Here is a 15,583-nt window from a genome sequence, read left to right on the forward strand (position 1 = left end):
CCCTTCTTGCCCCCTGCTTGCCATTGCATGTCGGCTATGCCTTAGTGCGCCAGTCCATTATGCTGGCGCCCTTGCCCTTCGTCTTGAGGAAACCTTGCCCGTGAGCCTGCGTGTCGCCGTCCGCCGGTCCCTGTTGATCCTGCCCGTCCTCGCCTCGGCAACAACCCTTGCGTTCGCCGGTTCCACCCCCGCCTGGGCCCAGGCGGCGAAGCCGGCGGCGCCTACGGCCGGTTCCGCGCCCATCATGCCGTCCGCCGCGAAGCCCACCGCGCCCGCCGCCGCGGCCCCCGCCGCCGGCGCCAAGGCGGATGACGACGATGGTTGGACCTGCCCCTTCCCCAAGAAAGTGCCGACCATTCCCGACGGCAAGACCGCGCCCGAGGCCGACATGCGCAAGGCGCATGAAGAGATGCAGTCCTACGTCAACAGCGGCCAGGGCTTCATCTCCTGCGTCGACCAGTTGGTGGCCCAGCATCCGGATAAGGTGACGGTGGCGAAGTTCCTGCAGCTGACCAGCGTGCAGGACGCGGTGGTCAGCAACATGCAGATCCTGGCGGCCCGCTTTAACGAGCAGCTGCATGTGTACAAGGCGCGCACCGGTGGCGCGCCGGCACCCGCCGCCCCGGCGCCGGCGGCCAAGCCCGCTGGCAAGTAAGCCCGTGGTGTAAGCAAAAGGGCCGCCCGGCACCCGCCAGGCGGCCCTTATTTCGTCTGCGCGGGCAGGCCTAACGGCGGCCGCCCCGCGCCTGGCGCCGGGCGGACCCGGGACGGCGGTCGTCCTCGTCGAACAGCTCGGCCAGCTTTTCCATGACCGTGCCGCCCAGCTGCTCCACATCCACGATGGTGACGGCGCGCCGGTAATAGCGCGTGACGTCGTGGCCGATGCCGATGGCGATCAGCTCCACCGGGCTGCGGGTCTCGATGTACTCGATAACGCTGCGCAGATGCTTTTCCAGGTAGCTGCCGCTGTTGACCGACAGGGTGCTGTCGTCCACCGGCGCGCCGTCGGAAATGACCATCAGGATGCGCCGCTGCTCTGGCCGGGCGATCAGGCGGGTGTGGGCCCACAGCAGGGCCTCGCCGTCGATGTTCTCCTTCAGGATGCCTTCGCGCAGCATCAGGCCCAGGTTGCGCCGGGCGCGCCGCCAGGGGGCGTCGGCCTCCTTGTAGACGATGTGGCGCAGGTCGTTCAGGCGGCCGGGGGCGGCGGGCTTGCCGCTGGCCAGCCAGCGCTCGCGGCTCTGCCCGCCCTTCCATGCCCGGGTGGTGAAGCCCAGGATCTCCACCTTGACGCCGCAGCGTTCCAAGGTGCGCGCCAGGATGTCGGCGCTCATGGCGGCGATGGTGATGGGCCGGCCGCGCATGGACCCGGAATTGTCGATCAGCAGGGTTACGACGGTGTCGCGGAAGTTGGTGTCGTTCTCCTGCTTGAACGACAGGGGCAGCACCGGGTTGGCCACCACGCGGGCCAGGCGGGCCGCGTCCAGGATGCCTTCCTCCAGGTCGAACACCCAGGCGCGCGTCTGCTTGGCCATCAGCCGGCGCTGCAGGCGGTTGGCCAGCTTGGCGATAACGCCCTGCAGGTGCTGCAACTGCTGGTCCAGCATCATGCGCAGGCGGGCCAGTTCATCCGCGTCGCACAGGTCGGCGGCCCCCACCACCTCGTCGAATTCGGTGGTGAAGGCGCGGTAGTTGCCACTGTCCAGGCTGTTGCGGCCGAAATCGGGGCGGGACGGCTCGCCGGGCTCGCCCGACTGCTCGGCCCCGGCGCCTTCCACCTCCTGCTGCTCGCCCTCGCTGCTTTCGGCGGCGCCGGTCTCCTCCGTCTGGCCGCCGGCCTGCTGCTGCTCGCCCGTCGCTTCCGGCTCGGCATCGTCGGACTGGCCGCCGCCGGCCTCGTCATTGTCGGCGCCTTCGGGGCTCTGGGCGTCGCCGGACTCGGCGGTCTCCTCCTCTTCCGACTTCTCAGGATCGCCGCCCACCTCCAGGTCCAGGTCGGTCAGGATGCGGCGGGCCTCGCGGGCATAGGCCTGCTGGTCGGCCATGACGGCCTTCAGCTGGGCCAGGTCGGCGCCCGCCTTCTCCTCGATGAAGGGCCGCCACAGGTCCAGCGCCGCCTGGGTGGCAGGGGCGACGGGGGCGCCGGTCAGGGCCTCGCGCGCGATCAGGCGCAGCGCGTCGGCCAGCGATACCTGGTCCCGCGCCGTGGCCCGGTCCAGGCCCTGGCGGCGGAACCGTTCCTCCAGCGCCGCCGTCAGATTGTCGGCCACGCCGGCCATGGCGTTGGCGCCCAGGGCCTCGCACCGCGCCTGTTCCAGCGCGTCGAAGGCCAAGCGGGCGGTGTCGCCCGTGGGCAACAGGCGGGCGTGGGCGGCGGCGTCATGGTGGCGCAGGCGCAGGGCGGCGGCATCGGCGGCGCCGCGCACCGGCGCCACGTCGCGCACGTTCAGGTCACGCGTGGGCAGGGGCACCCGCACCCGCGTGCCGGAGTAGCCCGGCGGCTCGGCGGAAAACCCCACCGTCAGGTCACCGCGCTCCGCGATGGCCCGGACGGCGGCGCCGGTGGCCCGCTTGAACGCCTCCAGCGGCGATTCCCGGTCGGAAGACATGGGCTCGTTCCCCCGCGTCAGGCGAGGGTGGCGCGCACGCCGCTCTCGGGCAGTTCGGTGCCGAAGCAGCGCTGGTAGTATTCGGCCACCGCCGCGCGCTCCACCTCATCGCACTTGTTCAGGAAGGTGACGCGGAAGGCGAAGCCGACATCGCCGAAGATGTCGGCGTTCTGCGCCCAGGTGATGACCGTGCGCGGGCTCATGACGGTGGAGATGTCGCCGGCGATGAAGCCGGCGCGGGTCAGGTCCGCCAGGCGCACCATGGCGTTGACCAGCACGCGGCGGTCATCGGTGTCGTAGGTCGGCACCTTGGCCAGGACGATCTTCACCTCGGCGTCATGGGGCAGGTAGTTCAGGGTGGAGACGATGTTCCACCGGTCCATCTGGCCCTGGTTGATCTGCTGGGTGCCGTGATAGAGGCCCGTGGTGTCGCCCAGGCCGATGGTGTTGGCCGTGGCGAACAGGCGGAAGGCCGGGTGGGGGCGGATGACCTTGTTCTGGTCCAGCAGGGTCAGCTTGCCCTCGACCTCCAGCACGCGCTGGATGACGAACATCACGTCCGGGCGGCCAGCGTCGTACTCGTCGAACACGATGGCGCAGGGGTGCTGCAGGGCCCAGGGCAGGATGCCCTCGCGATACTCCGTCACCTGCACGCCCTCGCGCAGGACGATGGCGTCCTTGCCGATCAGGTCGATGCGGCTGATATGGCTGTCCAGGTTGACGCGCAGGCAGGGCCAGTTCAGGCGCGCGGCCACCTGCTCGATATGGGTGGACTTGCCCGTGCCGTGATAGCCCTGGACCATGACGCGGCGGTTGTAGGCGAAGCCGGCAAGGATGGCCATGGTCGTTTCGCGATCGAAACGATAGGTGCTGTCGATCTCCGGCACATGTTCCGTGGGGGAGCTGAACGCCGGCACCTGCATATCGCTGTCGATCCCGAAGGTCTGGCGGACGGAGATCTTGATGTCGGGCAGCGAGGCGGCGTTCATCGGTGTCGGTTCCTGGGACATGGGACGGTCGGCTTTCCTGCGAGATCGAACAGAACGGTTGGTCTTGGTTATTGTTTCAATGGCTTGGCGTTAACGGTGCGGCCTCAGCCGTGGTCGGCATAGGCGGCTTTCAGCACGTTGTAGGCTTGGTTGATGCGCTTCAGGCGCTCCTCCGCGTCCTTGTCGCCGCCGTGGGTGTCGGGGTGGTTCTGCTTGGCCAGCTCGCGATAGCGCTGCTTGACCTCGGCGAATCCGATGGGCGCCTTCAGGCCCAGCACGTCCAGCGCGTCATCCTCCGGTGTGCGGGGGGAGGGCGGGGGCGGACGATGCGACGTACCGGCTTCCCAGTCGGCGCCGAAGCTATGGCCCCGGCTCATGCTGTCGCGCAGATTCCGTTCCCGGGTGCGCCAGTCGCCCATGGGCCAGGTGGGGCGCTGCCAGGTGGTGTCGTAGCGCATGGCGCGCTCGATCTCTTCCGTGCTCATGCCCTGGTAATAGTCCCAGGCCTTGTTGTAGGCCCGCACATGGTCCAGGCAGAACCAGTAATAATCGTTCAGTTGGCTGCGATTCTTGGGCGCGCGGTACTCCCCCACCTCGGCGCAGCCGGGATGGTCGCAGGCCCTGACCTGGACCTGCGGCGGATCGTCGAACGAGAAAGAGAATCCGGGGCGCTGTTTCTGCATCGCGAAAGTATGGGGTCAGGCCCCGGCCGTGACAAGCGCGGCGGGTCGCCCGCGCCACCATTGCGGCGGCAAAGCTGGGCTGCTGTCCCGGGTGCTGGAAATCACCTTCCAGCCATTGACAGCGCCGCCCCGGCGTCGCACCTCAGGGGGATAGGACGTTCCCTCCATTCCGGGCATTTTCCATGCGCTACGCCGACCGCATCCACACCAAGCTGACCCAGGCGCTGGCGCCCGTGACGCTGATCGTCGACGACCAGTCCGCCGCCCATGCCGGGCACAGCGGTGCCGCCCCGGGTGGCGAGACCCATTTCGAGGTCACGGTGGTTTCGGCCGCCTTCGCCGGCAAGTCGCGTGTGGCGCGCCAGCGCCTGGTCTACGACATCCTGAAGGATGAGTTGGCCGAGCGCGTCCACGCCCTGTCGGTCAAGACCCTGACGCCGGAAGAGGCGGCTTAGGCCCCGTCCGGTTCTTCCGGGCCGGTGTCGTGCACCCCGGTGTAATGCTCCGGGAACCAGCGCTTCACCACCGGGCCGTCGCTGGCCATGACGTGGCAGGTGTTCAGCACGGGTGGCGGGCCGCCTTTGCCGCCGTTGCGCCGCGCGCTCAGCACCGGCGCCAGGGTCTGGAAGGCGGTGGTGGCCACGGGGCCCAGCAATTCCACCAGGTGGGTGCAGCCCTCCGTCCGGCCCAGGCGCTGCTTGACCGCGTTGGTCCAGCCGGACGCGATGCTGAGGCCCACCAGGCGCTGGAAATTGGGCAGGATGGCGGGGCAATGCGGGAAGGGGGAGTTGTCGGTCGACACCTCCACCGCGCGCACGGTCAACGTGTCGTCCACCGTCAGGCGGACCCACATCTCATGCAGGAATTGGCCGGGCTGGATCATGCCGCGCCATTCGTTGTCGAAGGCGTAGTGCTTCTCGTCCGTGATGTGGCCTTCGATATCCCAAAGGCCGTCAGCGCGTTCGTATCCCTGGCACGTGACGCGGCGGGTGTGCAGCGGCTTGCGCTCAGCGGCGGGGGGTAGGGGCATGGGGCAAGGGTACTTTTAAAGCGAGGTCACGGACGCGGGCGCATCATGGGCGCCAGTCCTCACCCCGGTCAAGAAACCCGCGTCTTACGCCGCCAGCGCCGCCGCCACCACGGCCCGCACCGGCTCGGGATCGATGCCCCGGGCGGCGAAGGCCTGGCCGATGCCGCGCGCCAGGATGAAGGTGATGCCGCCGTCCTTCACCTTCTTGTCCTTGGCCATGTGGGCCATCAGCGCGTCCACGGTCCAGCGGCCCTTGGCCAGGTACGCGGCACCCGTGGGCAGGCCCACGGTCGTGAGGTGGTGGCGCATGCGGGCCAGGTCGTCGGGCGGACAGAGGCCCAGGCGCACCGACAGGTCGAACGCCATGACCATGCCGATGCCCACGGCCTCGCCATGCAGCAGCTCGCCGCCATAGCCCATCTCCGCCTCCAGGGCATGGCCAAAGGTGTGGCCCAGGTTCAGCAGGGCGCGCACGCCGCCCTCGCGCTCATCCTGGGCGACGATGGCGGCCTTGGCGGCCACGCTTTCCTTCACGGCGGCCGTGCGCAGGGCGGCGTCGCCTGCCACCAGGGCCGGGCCGTTTCCCTCCAGCCAGGTGAAAAAGTCCGGACGGTCGATCAGGCCGTACTTCACCACCTCGGCATAACCCGCCAGCACTTCGCGCCGGGGCAGGCTGTCCAGTGCGCCGATATCGGCCAGCACCAGGCGCGGCTGGTGAAAGGCGCCGATGAGGTTCTTGCCCTGGCGGCTGTTGATGCCCGTCTTGCCGCCCACGCTGCTGTCCACCTGCGACAGCAGCGTGGTGGGCACCTGGATGAAGTCCAGTCCGCGCAGGGCGATGGCGGCCGCGAAGCCGCCCAGGTCGCCGATGACGCCGCCGCCCAGGGCCACCAGCATGGCGCCCCGCTCGATGCCGCGCGACAGCAGGATTTCAAGGACGGCTTCCAGATGGTGGAAGCTTTTGGTCGCCTCGCCCGCCGGCACCACGATGGGGTCCAGCACGCGGGCGCCGGCGGCCTCCAGCGAGCGGGTCAGGGTGCCCAGGTACAGGGGCGCCACCGTCTCGTCGCTGAGGATGATCAGCGGCCGCTTGCCCGCGATGGGCGCCACCAGCGACCCCGCGCCCTCGATCAGGCCGGACCCGACCAGCACGTCATAGGACCGATCGGCCAGGTTCACGTGGACGGGGCTGGCGGACAGGGTCTTGCTCATGATTGCACCGCGGCCGGCTGGGCCCGCGTCTCCTCGGCGCTGTCGTTATGGGCGTCCAGATAGGCCTGCAGGCATTCCACCACCCGGTCCACGGTGTCCTCTGCCGGGCGGTCGCCGCTGTCCACGGTGATGTCGGCCTGGGCGTAGTAGGGGTGGCGCAGCTCCATCAGCTTGCGCAAGGTTTCGCGCGGGTCGCTGTCCTTCAGCAGGGGGCGGTTGCCGCGCCGCGCCGTCCGCTGCACCAGCAGGTCCAGCTCGGCCCGCAGCCAGATGGAATGGGCGCGCTGGCGCACCAGGGCGCGGGTGTCGGCGTCCATGAAGGCGCCGCCGCCGGTGGACAGTACCTGCAGCGGCTGGTCCAGCAGGCGGGCGATCACCCGGCGTTCCCCCTCGCGGAAGGCGGGCTCGCCATAGCGCTCGAAGAATTCGGGGATGCTGCAGCCGGCGGCGCGCTCGATCTCCTGGTCCGCATCGACGAAGGGCAGGCCCAGGCGGGCGGCCAGGCGGCGGCCGATGCTGGTTTTTCCGGCCCCCATCAGGCCCACCAGGACCAGGGTGCGGGGCGGGCGCTGGCGCAGCATGGGACGCATCACCGGCCCCCCCGCAATGCGGGGGCGGGCACCCGGCGGGTCGGGGTGGCGTTGCGCGCCGGGGGGGCGGACGCTACAGTGCCGAGCGCTAACACCATGTTTGCCGTGTCATCCATTCCAGCCGAGACCTGAAAGCCGTGCCCCGTTCCGGGGGTTGTTCTTCATCCCTAGACCCGGCCGTCCCCCCTGGCCCTGCGGCTTCAGGCGGACTGTCAGGCCCCCGTTTTCCCGTGCCAGTCTGGTGGGCGCCACCACAGGGGGAAACGGTTCGGGGGGACTGCATAACACAGTCGACCCCGCCTGTCCCTTAACTCCACCGGAGGCTCGCGCACTGCGGCCTTGCTTGAGCCGACATGGTCTCGCAACTTTCTTTCTGAATTCGCCCTTCCCTATCAGCGATTGATGCCGATCCCACGATGAAAAAGCTCCTCCTGATCCTGATCGCCCTGGTTGTCCTCGGCGGTGCCGGTGCCGCCCTGGTCGTGGCCGCCACCACCTCCCCGGCGCCGTCCGCGCCCACCGAACGGGTGATCTCCAATGACCGCTTCCCGCAGTAAGGCGTTTTGGGGCCTGGCGCTCATCACTGGCCTGATGACGGCGCCGGTGGCGTTCGCGCAAACCTCCAGCGGGCCGACGCCGCTTTGGCCGCAGGGACCGGCGACCTCCCCCACGGTCGCGCCCCCGGCCGGAACCGACACGGCCGCGCCCGGCCCCACGCCCGGTCCTACTCCCCTGGGGGCCTACACGCCGCCCCCGCCACGCGCCTCCTCCTTCGAGGTCAAGACCCTGGCGGCGGTCACGCCGGACGGGGGCGGTCTGCTGGACGCGGGCCAGGGCGGCCTGGGCCAGGCGCTGTGGGCGGACAGTCCGCGCGGCCTGCTCGATCGGGCGCTGGCCTCGCTGCCGCAGTCCAGCCCCTCGCCGGCCGTGCGCGCCCTGCTGGGCCGGGTGCTGATGTCCTCCGGCACCGCGCCTCAGGCGGGTAAGGACGCGCGCAATTTCCTGGGCCTCCGGCTGGAACGCTTGGCCTTGCTGGGCGATGGCAAGCATGCCGACGCCATGGCCACCCTGCCCACGGCGCTGGACGATGCCGGCGGGGCGGAAGCCTGGGCCCGCCTGTCGCTGCTGACCGGCGACGGGGCGGCCTGCGACCAGATGGCCGACCTGCAGAAGCGCTTCAACGATGGCGAGATCCAGATGCTGGGCGTCGTCTGCCAGGTGCGCGGCGGGTCCACCGACAACATCATGCTCTCGCTGGACATCATGCGGGAACAGGGTGTGAAGGACGACGGCTTCTCCCGCCTCGCCGAAGTGGCGGCCGGCGGGCAGAAGGGCGCCCTCAAGGGCTTCACCGCCGTGTCGGCCGAGGCGGTGGCGCTGGCCCGCGCCATGAACCGCGGCCTGCCGGCGGAGGTGCCGGCGGCGCAGATCCTGGCGCTGAACCCGGCGGCGGCCGCGGCGGTGGCCGACTTGCCCGACACGGCGGCGGCGCTGAAGCTGGCGGCGGGCGACCGTGCCGCCAGCTATGGCACCCTGCCGTCGGCGGCGCTGGCACCGCTCTACAAGGCGGCCAAGGTCAGCCCGAACGATCTGAAGAATGCCGTGGGCGTCGCGGACAAGCGCCAGGGCGCCGACCAGCGCGCCATCCTCTACCAGGCCCTGACGGGGGAGACGATCCCGTCGCTGAAGGGCGCCGTCCTGGCCAAGGCGGTGGACATCAGCGATCCGGCCCTGCTGGCCGGCGCCTGGGGCGATCTTCTGGCCCAGGAACTGGAAGGGCTGGCCCCCGGGCCGGCGCTGAAGGATTTGGCCCCAGCCGCCACCCGTCTGCTGCTGCTGCAGAACCGGCGCGACCTGGCCCAGCCGTGGTTCGAGCTGGCCCGCCAGTCGGCGCAGGACGCTAAAGAGGGCAAGGCCTTGCAGGCCTACTTGCGCCTGGTGCCCTTGGCCGTGCTGGGCGGCCTGCTGCCCAGCGATGGCGCCAACTGGGCCCAATGGCTGGACGCGGTGAAGGCCGATGCCGACGCCCCGTCCCGTCTGCGTGCCGCCTCCATCCTCGCCTTGCTGACCGCGGCAGGAGAAAAGGTGGATCCGCTGCTGCTGGCCCGCGCGGCGCCGGTGGTCGAGGCGCCTGGGGTGATTCCCGACGCCGCGTCCTGGCTGCGCCTGGATCAGTCGATCACCGTGCCCCGGCGGGGTGAGGTGGCGGTGCTGGCCCTGGCGGAACTGGCGGATGCCGGTCCCGCCGCCACCGCGCCCACGGTGACGGCGCACGCCCTGTCGGCCCTGACCGCCGTCGGCCTGAAGGACGACGCCCGGCGCCTGGCGCTGGAGGCGGTGGCCGTCCTGGCCGGGCCGTAACGGTCATGGCGCCGCGCATCCCGAAGGGTGAGGCCGCGACCGGGGGAGCCGCTCCCAAGAAGCGCTCCCCCGGCCGGCCGCGCGGCGCCACCCTGGCCTTGCCGCCGGGGGTGGACGCCTTCCTGGACATGGCCGTGGCGGAACGGGGGGCGGCGGCCAACACCCGCGACGCCTACCGCCGCGACCTGGTGGACGCCGCCCGCTTCATCGCGGGCCAGAAAGGCGGCAAGGGACCCGCCTTGGACCAGGCGGGCACCGACGACCTGCGCGCCTACCTGGACCATCTGGGCCGCGACGGCACCCAGGCGGCGGTGCGCACCGTGGCCCGCCGCCTGTCGGCCCTGCGCCAGTACTACAAGTTCCTGGTGTCTGAAGGCCGGCGCGACATCGACCCGGCCGCCGTGCTGGATGGCCCGCGCCTGGGCCGCCCCCTGCCCAAGATTTTGTCCGAGGACGATGTCGGCCGCATGCTGGATACGGCGGCGGCCCAGGGCGGGGCGGAGGGGTTGCGCCTGGCGGCCCTGCTGGAACTGCTCTACGCCACGGGCCTGCGCGTTTCCGAACTGGTCGGACTGCCGCTGTCGGCCTTCAGCCGCGACGGCCGGGTGCTGGTGGTCAAGGGCAAGGGCGGGAAGGAACGCATGGTGCCCCTGTCCCCCCCCGCCCGGGACGCGCTGGCGGCCTATCTGCCCCACCGCGCCGCCTTCTTCTCGCCGGGGCGCGAGGCCAAGCAGGCCAGCCTGCTGTTCCCCTCGCGCAGTTCCGGCGGCACGCTGACCCGGCAGCGCTTCGGCCAGCTGCTGAAGGATCTGGCGCTGGCCGCCGGCCTGGACCCGGCCAAGGTCAGCCCCCACGTGCTGCGCCACGCCTTCGCCACCCACCTGCTGGACCACGGCGCCGATTTGCGCTCGGTCCAGAAGATGCTGGGCCATGCCGATATCGGCACCACCCAGATCTACACCCATGTGGTGGGCGAACGCCTGCGCCGCACGGTGGAGGACCACCACCCGCTGGCCAAAGAAAATCCGGGGGCCAAGGGAAACCCTGGCGTTCGTGGCCCACGCAAGGGGTAGTCGCAAGAGGTGGGTTTCGATAGCGCTGGCCCCTGGCCCGCGCTCATGGTAATCAGCCGCCTTCGACCTTTGTGCGGCCCGCCCCTCGGTGCCGCACCCCTTACAAGCAGTTGTAAGCCGAACCCATGCATTTCCTTGAATTTGAAAAGCCGATCGCCGAACTCGAAGGCAAGATCGACGAACTCCGCCACCTGTCCGATGGCGGCGGTCTCAACATCGCCGACGAGGTCCGCAAGCTTGAGGACAAGGTCGACAAGCTGCTGCGCTCGACCTACGCCAAGCTGACGCCGGCCCAGAAGGTCCAGGTGGCGCGCCATCCCAACCGGCCGCATTGCCTGGATTACATCAACGCCCTGATCACCGATTTCACGCCGCTGGCGGGGGACCGGGTGTTTGGCGAGGACCGCGCCATCGTCGGCGGCCTGGGCCGTTTCCGCGGCCGGTCGGTGGTGGTCATCGGCCAGGAAAAGGGCCACGACACCGACACGCGCATCCGCCACAATTTCGGTTCGGCCAAGCCGGAAGGCTACCGCAAGTCGCAGCGCCTGCTGGAACTGGCCAGCCGCTTCAATCTGCCGGTCATCACCCTGGTAGACACGGCCGGCGCCTATCCCGGCGTGGGTGCGGAAGAGCGCGGCCAGGCGGAAGCCATCGCCAAGTCCATCGAGACCTGCCTGCGCGCCCGCGTTCCCATCGTCTCCGCCGTCATCGGTGAAGGCGGCTCGGGCGGTGCCATCGCCATCGCCACGGCCGACCGGGTGCTGATGCTGGAGCACTCGATCTACTCCGTCATCTCGCCGGAAGGCTGCTCGGGCATTCTGTGGCGCAGCAACACCAACGCCGCCGACGCAGCCGCGGCCCTGCGCCTGACCGCCCAGGACCTGAAGGAACTGGGCGTCATCGACCGCATCGTCATGGAGCCCATCGGCGGCGCGCACCGCCGACGCGAGGAAACCATCCTGGCGCTGGGCAACGCCATCGACGACAGCCTGGACTCCATGCGCGGCCAGGACGGCGGCACCCTGATCGCCCGCCGCCGCGAGAAGTACCTGAGCATGGGCCAGAAGGGCCTGGGGTAAGACCCCGGAAGGCCTCTGGGCTGAGGCTGGGCGCTGACACGAACGAGAAGGGCGCTTCCCGCAGGGGAGGCGCCCTTTTTCCATGCGCAGGATCTGCCGGTCAGCGGGCAAAAAACCAAGACTTATCCCCGGCGCTGTCGCCGGGGACAGGGGCGCGGGCCGCAGAGGCCGGCGGATCGAAAGAGGTTAGGGAGGAACCCTAACTAGCTGCGCAGCACCAGGCGGGAGCAGCCGCCGCCGGCCGGCTGCACGTCGCTGGCCAGGCCCGCCAGGGTCAGCATGGCCTGCACGTCCAGGATGGTGTCCGTGGACCGGGTCAGGGTCAGGCTGACGTTGCGGCACCCCATCTTCCGGAAGCGCGTGACCGCGTCCAGGATTTGGCGGGCAGGGGCGGCGGAGGAACGGGACTGGGGCGGCGGAATGTCGAAGGTGCTGGGGGTGGCGGCCATCACGGCGGCGGCCATGCCGGGTTCCGGATTGGGGGCTCCGGTCGCCTCATGCGGATGCATGCGAGGTCCCTGGTTGGGGTTCGCCCGGGAACGACCCCGGACAACCAGGATATTGCGACCAATTGAGGCTTTTCCGCGACCGTAAAGTTGGGCCTGCGGCCGATTTTTCCCATGAGGATGGGGGTGTGGGCCGGCCGGCCCATCTGGGCCTAATTCAAAAGGAATAAGATGGCGGGTTGTAATCCGCTTCGTAGGAACTGATATTTTGCAATGGTGTCAATTACCTGCGGTGCACCATTGCTGTGATCGACATCAATTCACCTTCCGCGCAGAACGCCATGACCGTGGTCGCGGTCGCCATTGCCGTGGCGATGGCTGTCTGGATGGCGGTGGCCCAATACGGATGGCTTGAAGGGGTTGTCCGCCACCCCGCCCTATTCTGGGGGACGGTCTTGGGTTGGGCCATATCGGTGATCAATGTCATCCGCTGGCGACGGCGCTGGTGGTTACTGGCGACCGCGCCGATCGTTCTTTTCCCCGTTATTGGCACCGTGATGCTGGCGATCGAATGTGGACGGGGCAACTGTCTCTGACGTTTGGACTTTCCCCATGAAGAAGACCCGCGAAGCTCGTCGCCTCGCGGGTCCCGGAATGGTCTAGGCAGGTTCTTCTTACAGCAGCTCGGCGATCTGCACGGCGTTGAGTGCGGCACCCTTCAGCAGCTGGTCGCCGGCGACGAACAGCTGGATGGAGCGGCCGCTGGGGTCGCTGATGTCCTGGCGGATGCGGCCCACCAGGATGTCGCCCTGGCCCGAGGCGTCCACCGGCATGGGGAAGTAGTTCTTCTCCACGTCATCGACGATGCGCACGCCCGGGGCGGTGGCCAGGATGTCCTTGACCTCGGCCGGGGTGATGGGCCGCTCGAACTCCACGGTCAGTGCCTCGGAATGGGCGCGCAGCACGGGCACGCGCACGCAGGTGGCGGAGATGCGGATGTCGGCGTCGCCGAAGATCTTCCACGTCTCCTTCACCATCTTCATCTCCTCCTCATTATAGCCGTTGGCCGGGTCGACCTTGGCGTTGTGGCTGAAGAGGTTGAAGGCGTATGGGTGGGGCAGCACGGTGGGGGTGAAGGGCCTGCCCTCCAGATAGGCGCGCGTGCCCTCGCGCAGCTCTTCCATGGCGGCGGCACCGGCACCCGACGCCGCCTGGTAGGTGGCGGCGATGAAGCGGGTGATGCGGTTCTTCACGTGCAGCGGCCACAGCGGGACCAGCGCGATGATGGTGGAGCAGTTGGGGTTGGCGATGATGCCCTGGTGCTGCTTCACCGCCTCCGGGTTCACTTCCGGCACCACCAGGGGGACGTTGGGGTCCTGGCGGAAGGCGCTGGAATTGTCGACGACGACGGCACCGGCCTTGACCGCGATGGGGCCGTAGACCTTGGAGATGGAACCGCCGGCGGAGAACAGGGCGATGTCGACACCGTCGAAGCTGTTCTCATCCAGGGCCCGGATGGTGATCTCTTTGCCTTTGAAGGTCATGGTCTTGCCGGCCGACCGGGCCGACGCCAGCAGGCGCAGCTCGGACAGGGGGAAATCACGCTGCTCCAGGCACTCAAGCAGCTCGACGCCAACGGCACCGGTGGCGCCGACGATGGCAACGACGGGCAAGGCCATGACCTTAATTCCTCAACGACGGAAGGGTGAAACATATGGAACGAGAGGCGCCATCCTCTTGTTCGTTTCGTACCTGCGTCAAGCGGACGACTCGCAGGGCTGCCTTGTGGCCAAGGCCGCGCCGCGCAAGTTTTGGTTAGGATTTGTGTATGTCGTCCCTTGGGCGCCGAGCTCGTTTTACGCCGGTAGGACGCGACTGCGTCCGCCGGAACCTTTTGGGAAGCCGAAGGCGGACTAAAAGGTGAGGAAGCCAAGCCGCCGGATGGCGGCGCCCAGCGTTTGACGGACGACTTTAACGCATCGCCAGGATGGTGACAGCGATCGTCAGCGCGAGGATGGCGGCCCATTGCCAGCCGCCCCGTCCGCTTTTGAGGCGGGTGGCCAGGTCGTCGATGCTGCGCGGATCTATGGGCACGCCGCCGTTGTCGAGATGCTCCGCCAGGCGGTCGGCATGACGCAGCAGCAGGGGCAGCTTGTGGGCGGTGGCGCTCAGGTTGCGCACGGCCTCCGCCAGGCGCGCCTCCGGCCCCCGGTTTTCCCGCATCCACTCCTCGATCAGGGGGCGGGCCACCTCCCACATGTTCAGCTTGGGGTTCAGGGCCCGGCCCACCCCCTCCGCCGTCAGCATGCTTTTCTGCAGCAGCAGCAGCTGGGGCTGGGTCTCCATCTCGAACTGCTCGGTCACGGCGAACAGCTGGGCCAGCAGCCGGCCGACGGAGATGTCGTGCAGCGGCTTGTTGTGCACCTGTTCGCCGATGGCGCGGGCGGCCTGCATGAACAGTTCGCGCGACTGGTGGGCGGGGACGTAGCCGGCATCGAAATGCACATCGGCCACCAGACGATAGTCGCGGTTCAGGAAGCCCAGCAGCATGTCGGCCAGGTAGAGCCGCGTCTGCCGGTCCAGCCGGCCCATGATGCCGAAATCCACGGGCGCCAGGTGGCCGGACATGTTCACGAACATGTTCCCGGGGTGCAGGTCGGCATGGAAGAAGCCGTCGCGGAACACCTGGTTGAAAAAGGAATTGGCCGCTTGGCGCAGCACGTCGTCGGGGTCGAAGCCGGCGGCGCGGATGGCGTCCACCTGGTCCACGGGAATGCCGTGGATGCGGTCGATGGTCAGCACCCGCTGGCTGGTGCGGTCCCAATCCACCCTGGGGATGTTGAAGGTGACGTCGCCCTTGAAATTGTCGGCCAGTTCCGAGGCGGCGCTGGCCTCCATGCGCAGGTCCATCTCCATGCGTACGGTCTCGGCGAAGGTTTCCACCACCTCCACCGGCTTCAGCCGCTTCAGGCGGGGCAGGACGCGCACGGCCAGGCCGGCCAGCCAGAACATCAGGTCGATGTCGCGGCGGAAGGCCAGTTCCACGCCGGGGCGCAGCACCTTCACCGCCACCTCCTTGCCCTCCGCCGTCACGGCGAAGTGCACCTGGGCAATGCTGGCGGCGGCCACCGACTCGGGCTCGAAGCTCTGGAAAATCTCGCCCAGCGGGCGGCCCAGCTGCTCCTCGATGATGGCCACGGCCTGGGGCGTGGGGAAGGGGGGCAGCCGGTCGCGCAGCAGGGCCAGGTCTTCGGCGACGGCGTCGCCCACCAGGTCGGACCGGGTGGACAGGGCCTGGCCCAGCTTGATGAAGCTGGGGCCCAGCTCCTGGATGGCGGCGGCCAGGCGCTGGCCCTTGCGGCCGGGCGCCCGGTTGTTGTTCATCAGGCGCAGCACCAGGGCCACGCCCGGCGCCACGTCGCGGAATTCCTCCGGGAACAGGGCGCCATGCCGGCCCAGCGTACGCCCGATGATGTACAGGCGGCGCAGGTTGCGCAGGATGCGGAGCATG

16 protein-coding genes are annotated in these 15,583 nt (G+C 69.2%); 7 read left to right on the top strand and 9 right to left on the bottom strand.

From position 1 onward, the window contains the following. Window positions 1-100: 100 nt before the first annotated feature. Window positions 101-655, top strand: a complete 555-nt coding sequence (locus FBZ88_RS18770) for a hypothetical protein (protein ID WP_145618714.1) — start codon at window positions 101-103, stop codon at window positions 653-655. Window positions 656-725: 70 nt separating this feature from the next. Here the strand turns inward: FBZ88_RS18770 and cobT are convergent, their stop codons facing one another. From cobT to FBZ88_RS18785, 3 genes are all read right to left on the bottom strand, one after another. Continuing rightward, window positions 726-2,609 carry a cobaltochelatase subunit CobT gene (gene cobT, locus FBZ88_RS18775; protein WP_145618715.1) on the bottom strand — a complete coding sequence of 628 codons (1,884 nt, stop codon included), beginning with the start codon at window positions 2,607-2,609 and terminating at the stop codon, window positions 726-728. 17 nt (window positions 2,610-2,626) lie between these two features. Further along, window positions 2,627-3,619, bottom strand: coding sequence for a cobaltochelatase subunit CobS (gene cobS, locus FBZ88_RS18780; RefSeq protein WP_050898122.1), 993 nt, complete (start codon window positions 3,617-3,619; stop codon window positions 2,627-2,629). An 83-nt stretch (window positions 3,620-3,702) separates the two neighbouring features. Next, window positions 3,703-4,281 carry a J domain-containing protein gene (locus tag FBZ88_RS18785; protein ID WP_145618716.1) on the bottom strand — a complete coding sequence of 193 codons (579 nt, stop codon included), beginning with the start codon at window positions 4,279-4,281 and terminating at the stop codon, window positions 3,703-3,705. Between the two features lie 182 nt (window positions 4,282-4,463). Between FBZ88_RS18785 and FBZ88_RS18790 the strand changes: the two genes are divergently transcribed. Continuing rightward, window positions 4,464-4,736, top strand: a complete 273-nt coding sequence (locus FBZ88_RS18790; RefSeq protein ID WP_145618717.1) for a BolA family protein — start codon at window positions 4,464-4,466, stop codon at window positions 4,734-4,736. Here FBZ88_RS18790 and FBZ88_RS18795 read toward each other — a convergent pair. The 3 genes from FBZ88_RS18795 to FBZ88_RS18805 all read right to left on the bottom strand — a co-directional run bounded on the left by FBZ88_RS18795 (window position 4,733) and on the right by FBZ88_RS18805 (window position 7,113). After that, a complete protein-coding gene (locus FBZ88_RS18795) occupies window positions 4,733-5,311 on the bottom strand; it encodes a DUF2889 domain-containing protein (RefSeq protein ID WP_145618718.1) in 579 nt (192 codons plus the stop codon). The genes FBZ88_RS18790 and FBZ88_RS18795 overlap by 4 nt on opposite strands. An 84-nt stretch (window positions 5,312-5,395) precedes the next feature. After that, a complete protein-coding gene (gene aroB, locus FBZ88_RS18800; RefSeq protein WP_145618719.1) occupies window positions 5,396-6,523 on the bottom strand; it encodes a 3-dehydroquinate synthase in 1,128 nt (375 codons plus the stop codon). After that, complete coding sequence (locus tag FBZ88_RS18805; protein ID WP_145618720.1) at window positions 6,520-7,113, bottom strand: shikimate kinase; 594 nt, start codon at window positions 7,111-7,113, stop codon at window positions 6,520-6,522. Before FBZ88_RS18805 ends, aroB begins: the two co-directional genes overlap by 4 nt. Before the next feature lie 416 nt (window positions 7,114-7,529). On the opposite strand from FBZ88_RS18805, the gene FBZ88_RS30340 reads away from it, so the two are divergent. The 4 genes from FBZ88_RS30340 to FBZ88_RS18820 all read left to right on the top strand — a co-directional run bounded on the left by FBZ88_RS30340 (window position 7,530) and on the right by FBZ88_RS18820 (window position 11,626). Further along, entirely contained in the window at window positions 7,530-7,670 is a 141-nt protein-coding gene (locus FBZ88_RS30340) for a hypothetical protein (protein ID WP_157999514.1), read from the top strand. Then, a complete protein-coding gene (locus FBZ88_RS18810; protein WP_145618721.1) occupies window positions 7,651-9,474 on the top strand; it encodes a hypothetical protein in 1,824 nt (607 codons plus the stop codon). The genes FBZ88_RS30340 and FBZ88_RS18810 overlap by 20 nt, the downstream gene beginning before the upstream one ends. 5 nt (window positions 9,475-9,479) lie before the next feature. Then, window positions 9,480-10,547, top strand: coding sequence for a site-specific tyrosine recombinase XerD (locus FBZ88_RS18815; protein ID WP_145618722.1), 1,068 nt, complete (start codon window positions 9,480-9,482; stop codon window positions 10,545-10,547). Window positions 10,548-10,672: 125 nt separating this feature from the next. Beyond that, window positions 10,673-11,626, top strand: a complete 954-nt coding sequence (locus FBZ88_RS18820; RefSeq protein WP_004272721.1) for an acetyl-CoA carboxylase carboxyltransferase subunit alpha — start codon at window positions 10,673-10,675, stop codon at window positions 11,624-11,626. Window positions 11,627-11,829: 203 nt separating this feature from the next. Here FBZ88_RS18820 and FBZ88_RS18825 read toward each other — a convergent pair whose 3' ends face one another. After that, the gene (locus FBZ88_RS18825; RefSeq protein WP_138918637.1) at window positions 11,830-12,090 is read right to left on the bottom strand and encodes a hypothetical protein; all 261 of its coding nucleotides are present in this window, start codon (window positions 12,088-12,090) and stop codon (window positions 11,830-11,832) included. A gap of 287 nt (window positions 12,091-12,377) precedes the next feature. Here FBZ88_RS18825 and FBZ88_RS18830 point away from each other — a divergent pair, with 287 nt between their 5' ends. Next, the gene (locus FBZ88_RS18830) at window positions 12,378-12,668 is read left to right on the top strand and encodes a hypothetical protein (RefSeq protein WP_145618723.1); all 291 of its coding nucleotides are present in this window, start codon (window positions 12,378-12,380) and stop codon (window positions 12,666-12,668) included. A gap of 78 nt (window positions 12,669-12,746) precedes the next feature. On the opposite strand, the gene FBZ88_RS18835 is transcribed toward FBZ88_RS18830, so the two are convergent. Next, window positions 12,747-13,751 carry an aspartate-semialdehyde dehydrogenase gene (locus FBZ88_RS18835; protein ID WP_145618724.1) on the bottom strand — a complete coding sequence of 335 codons (1,005 nt, stop codon included), beginning with the start codon at window positions 13,749-13,751 and terminating at the stop codon, window positions 12,747-12,749. Between the two features lie 292 nt (window positions 13,752-14,043). Next, the gene (gene ubiB, locus FBZ88_RS18840; protein WP_145618725.1) at window positions 14,044-15,582 is read right to left on the bottom strand and encodes a 2-polyprenylphenol 6-hydroxylase; all 1,539 of its coding nucleotides are present in this window, start codon (window positions 15,580-15,582) and stop codon (window positions 14,044-14,046) included. Window position 15,583: the final 1 nt, after the last annotated feature.

The sequence above is a fragment of the Nitrospirillum bahiense genome, from assembly GCF_007828025.1.
GTDB classification, from domain to species: Bacteria; Pseudomonadota; Alphaproteobacteria; order Azospirillales; family Azospirillaceae; genus Nitrospirillum; species Nitrospirillum amazonense.

Coding starts and splice junctions, on each gene's coding strand:
- cobT (WP_145618715.1), bottom strand. CDS start 2,609: ATGTCTTCCGACCGGGAATCGCCGCTGGAGGCGTTCAAGCGGGCCACC.
- cobS (WP_050898122.1), bottom strand. CDS start 3,619: ATGTCCCAGGAACCGACACCGATGAACGCCGCCTCGCTGCCCGACATC.
- FBZ88_RS18785 (WP_145618716.1), bottom strand. CDS start 4,281: ATGCAGAAACAGCGCCCCGGATTCTCTTTCTCGTTCGACGATCCGCCG.
- FBZ88_RS18790 (WP_145618717.1), top strand. CDS start 4,464: ATGCGCTACGCCGACCGCATCCACACCAAGCTGACCCAGGCGCTGGCG.
- FBZ88_RS18795 (WP_145618718.1), bottom strand. CDS start 5,311: ATGCCCCTACCCCCCGCCGCTGAGCGCAAGCCGCTGCACACCCGCCGC.
- aroB (WP_145618719.1), bottom strand. CDS start 6,523: ATGAGCAAGACCCTGTCCGCCAGCCCCGTCCACGTGAACCTGGCCGAT.
- FBZ88_RS18805 (WP_145618720.1), bottom strand. CDS start 7,113: ATGCGTCCCATGCTGCGCCAGCGCCCGCCCCGCACCCTGGTCCTGGTG.
- FBZ88_RS30340 (WP_157999514.1), top strand. CDS start 7,530: ATGAAAAAGCTCCTCCTGATCCTGATCGCCCTGGTTGTCCTCGGCGGT.
- FBZ88_RS18810 (WP_145618721.1), top strand. CDS start 7,651: ATGACCGCTTCCCGCAGTAAGGCGTTTTGGGGCCTGGCGCTCATCACT.
- FBZ88_RS18815 (WP_145618722.1), top strand. CDS start 9,480: ATGGCGCCGCGCATCCCGAAGGGTGAGGCCGCGACCGGGGGAGCCGCT.
- FBZ88_RS18820 (WP_004272721.1), top strand. CDS start 10,673: ATGCATTTCCTTGAATTTGAAAAGCCGATCGCCGAACTCGAAGGCAAG.
- FBZ88_RS18825 (WP_138918637.1), bottom strand. CDS start 12,090: ATGGCCGCCGCCGTGATGGCCGCCACCCCCAGCACCTTCGACATTCCG.
- FBZ88_RS18835 (WP_145618724.1), bottom strand. CDS start 13,751: ATGGCCTTGCCCGTCGTTGCCATCGTCGGCGCCACCGGTGCCGTTGGC.
- ubiB (WP_145618725.1), bottom strand. CDS start 15,582: ATGCTCCGCATCCTGCGCAACCTGCGCCGCCTGTACATCATCGGGCGT.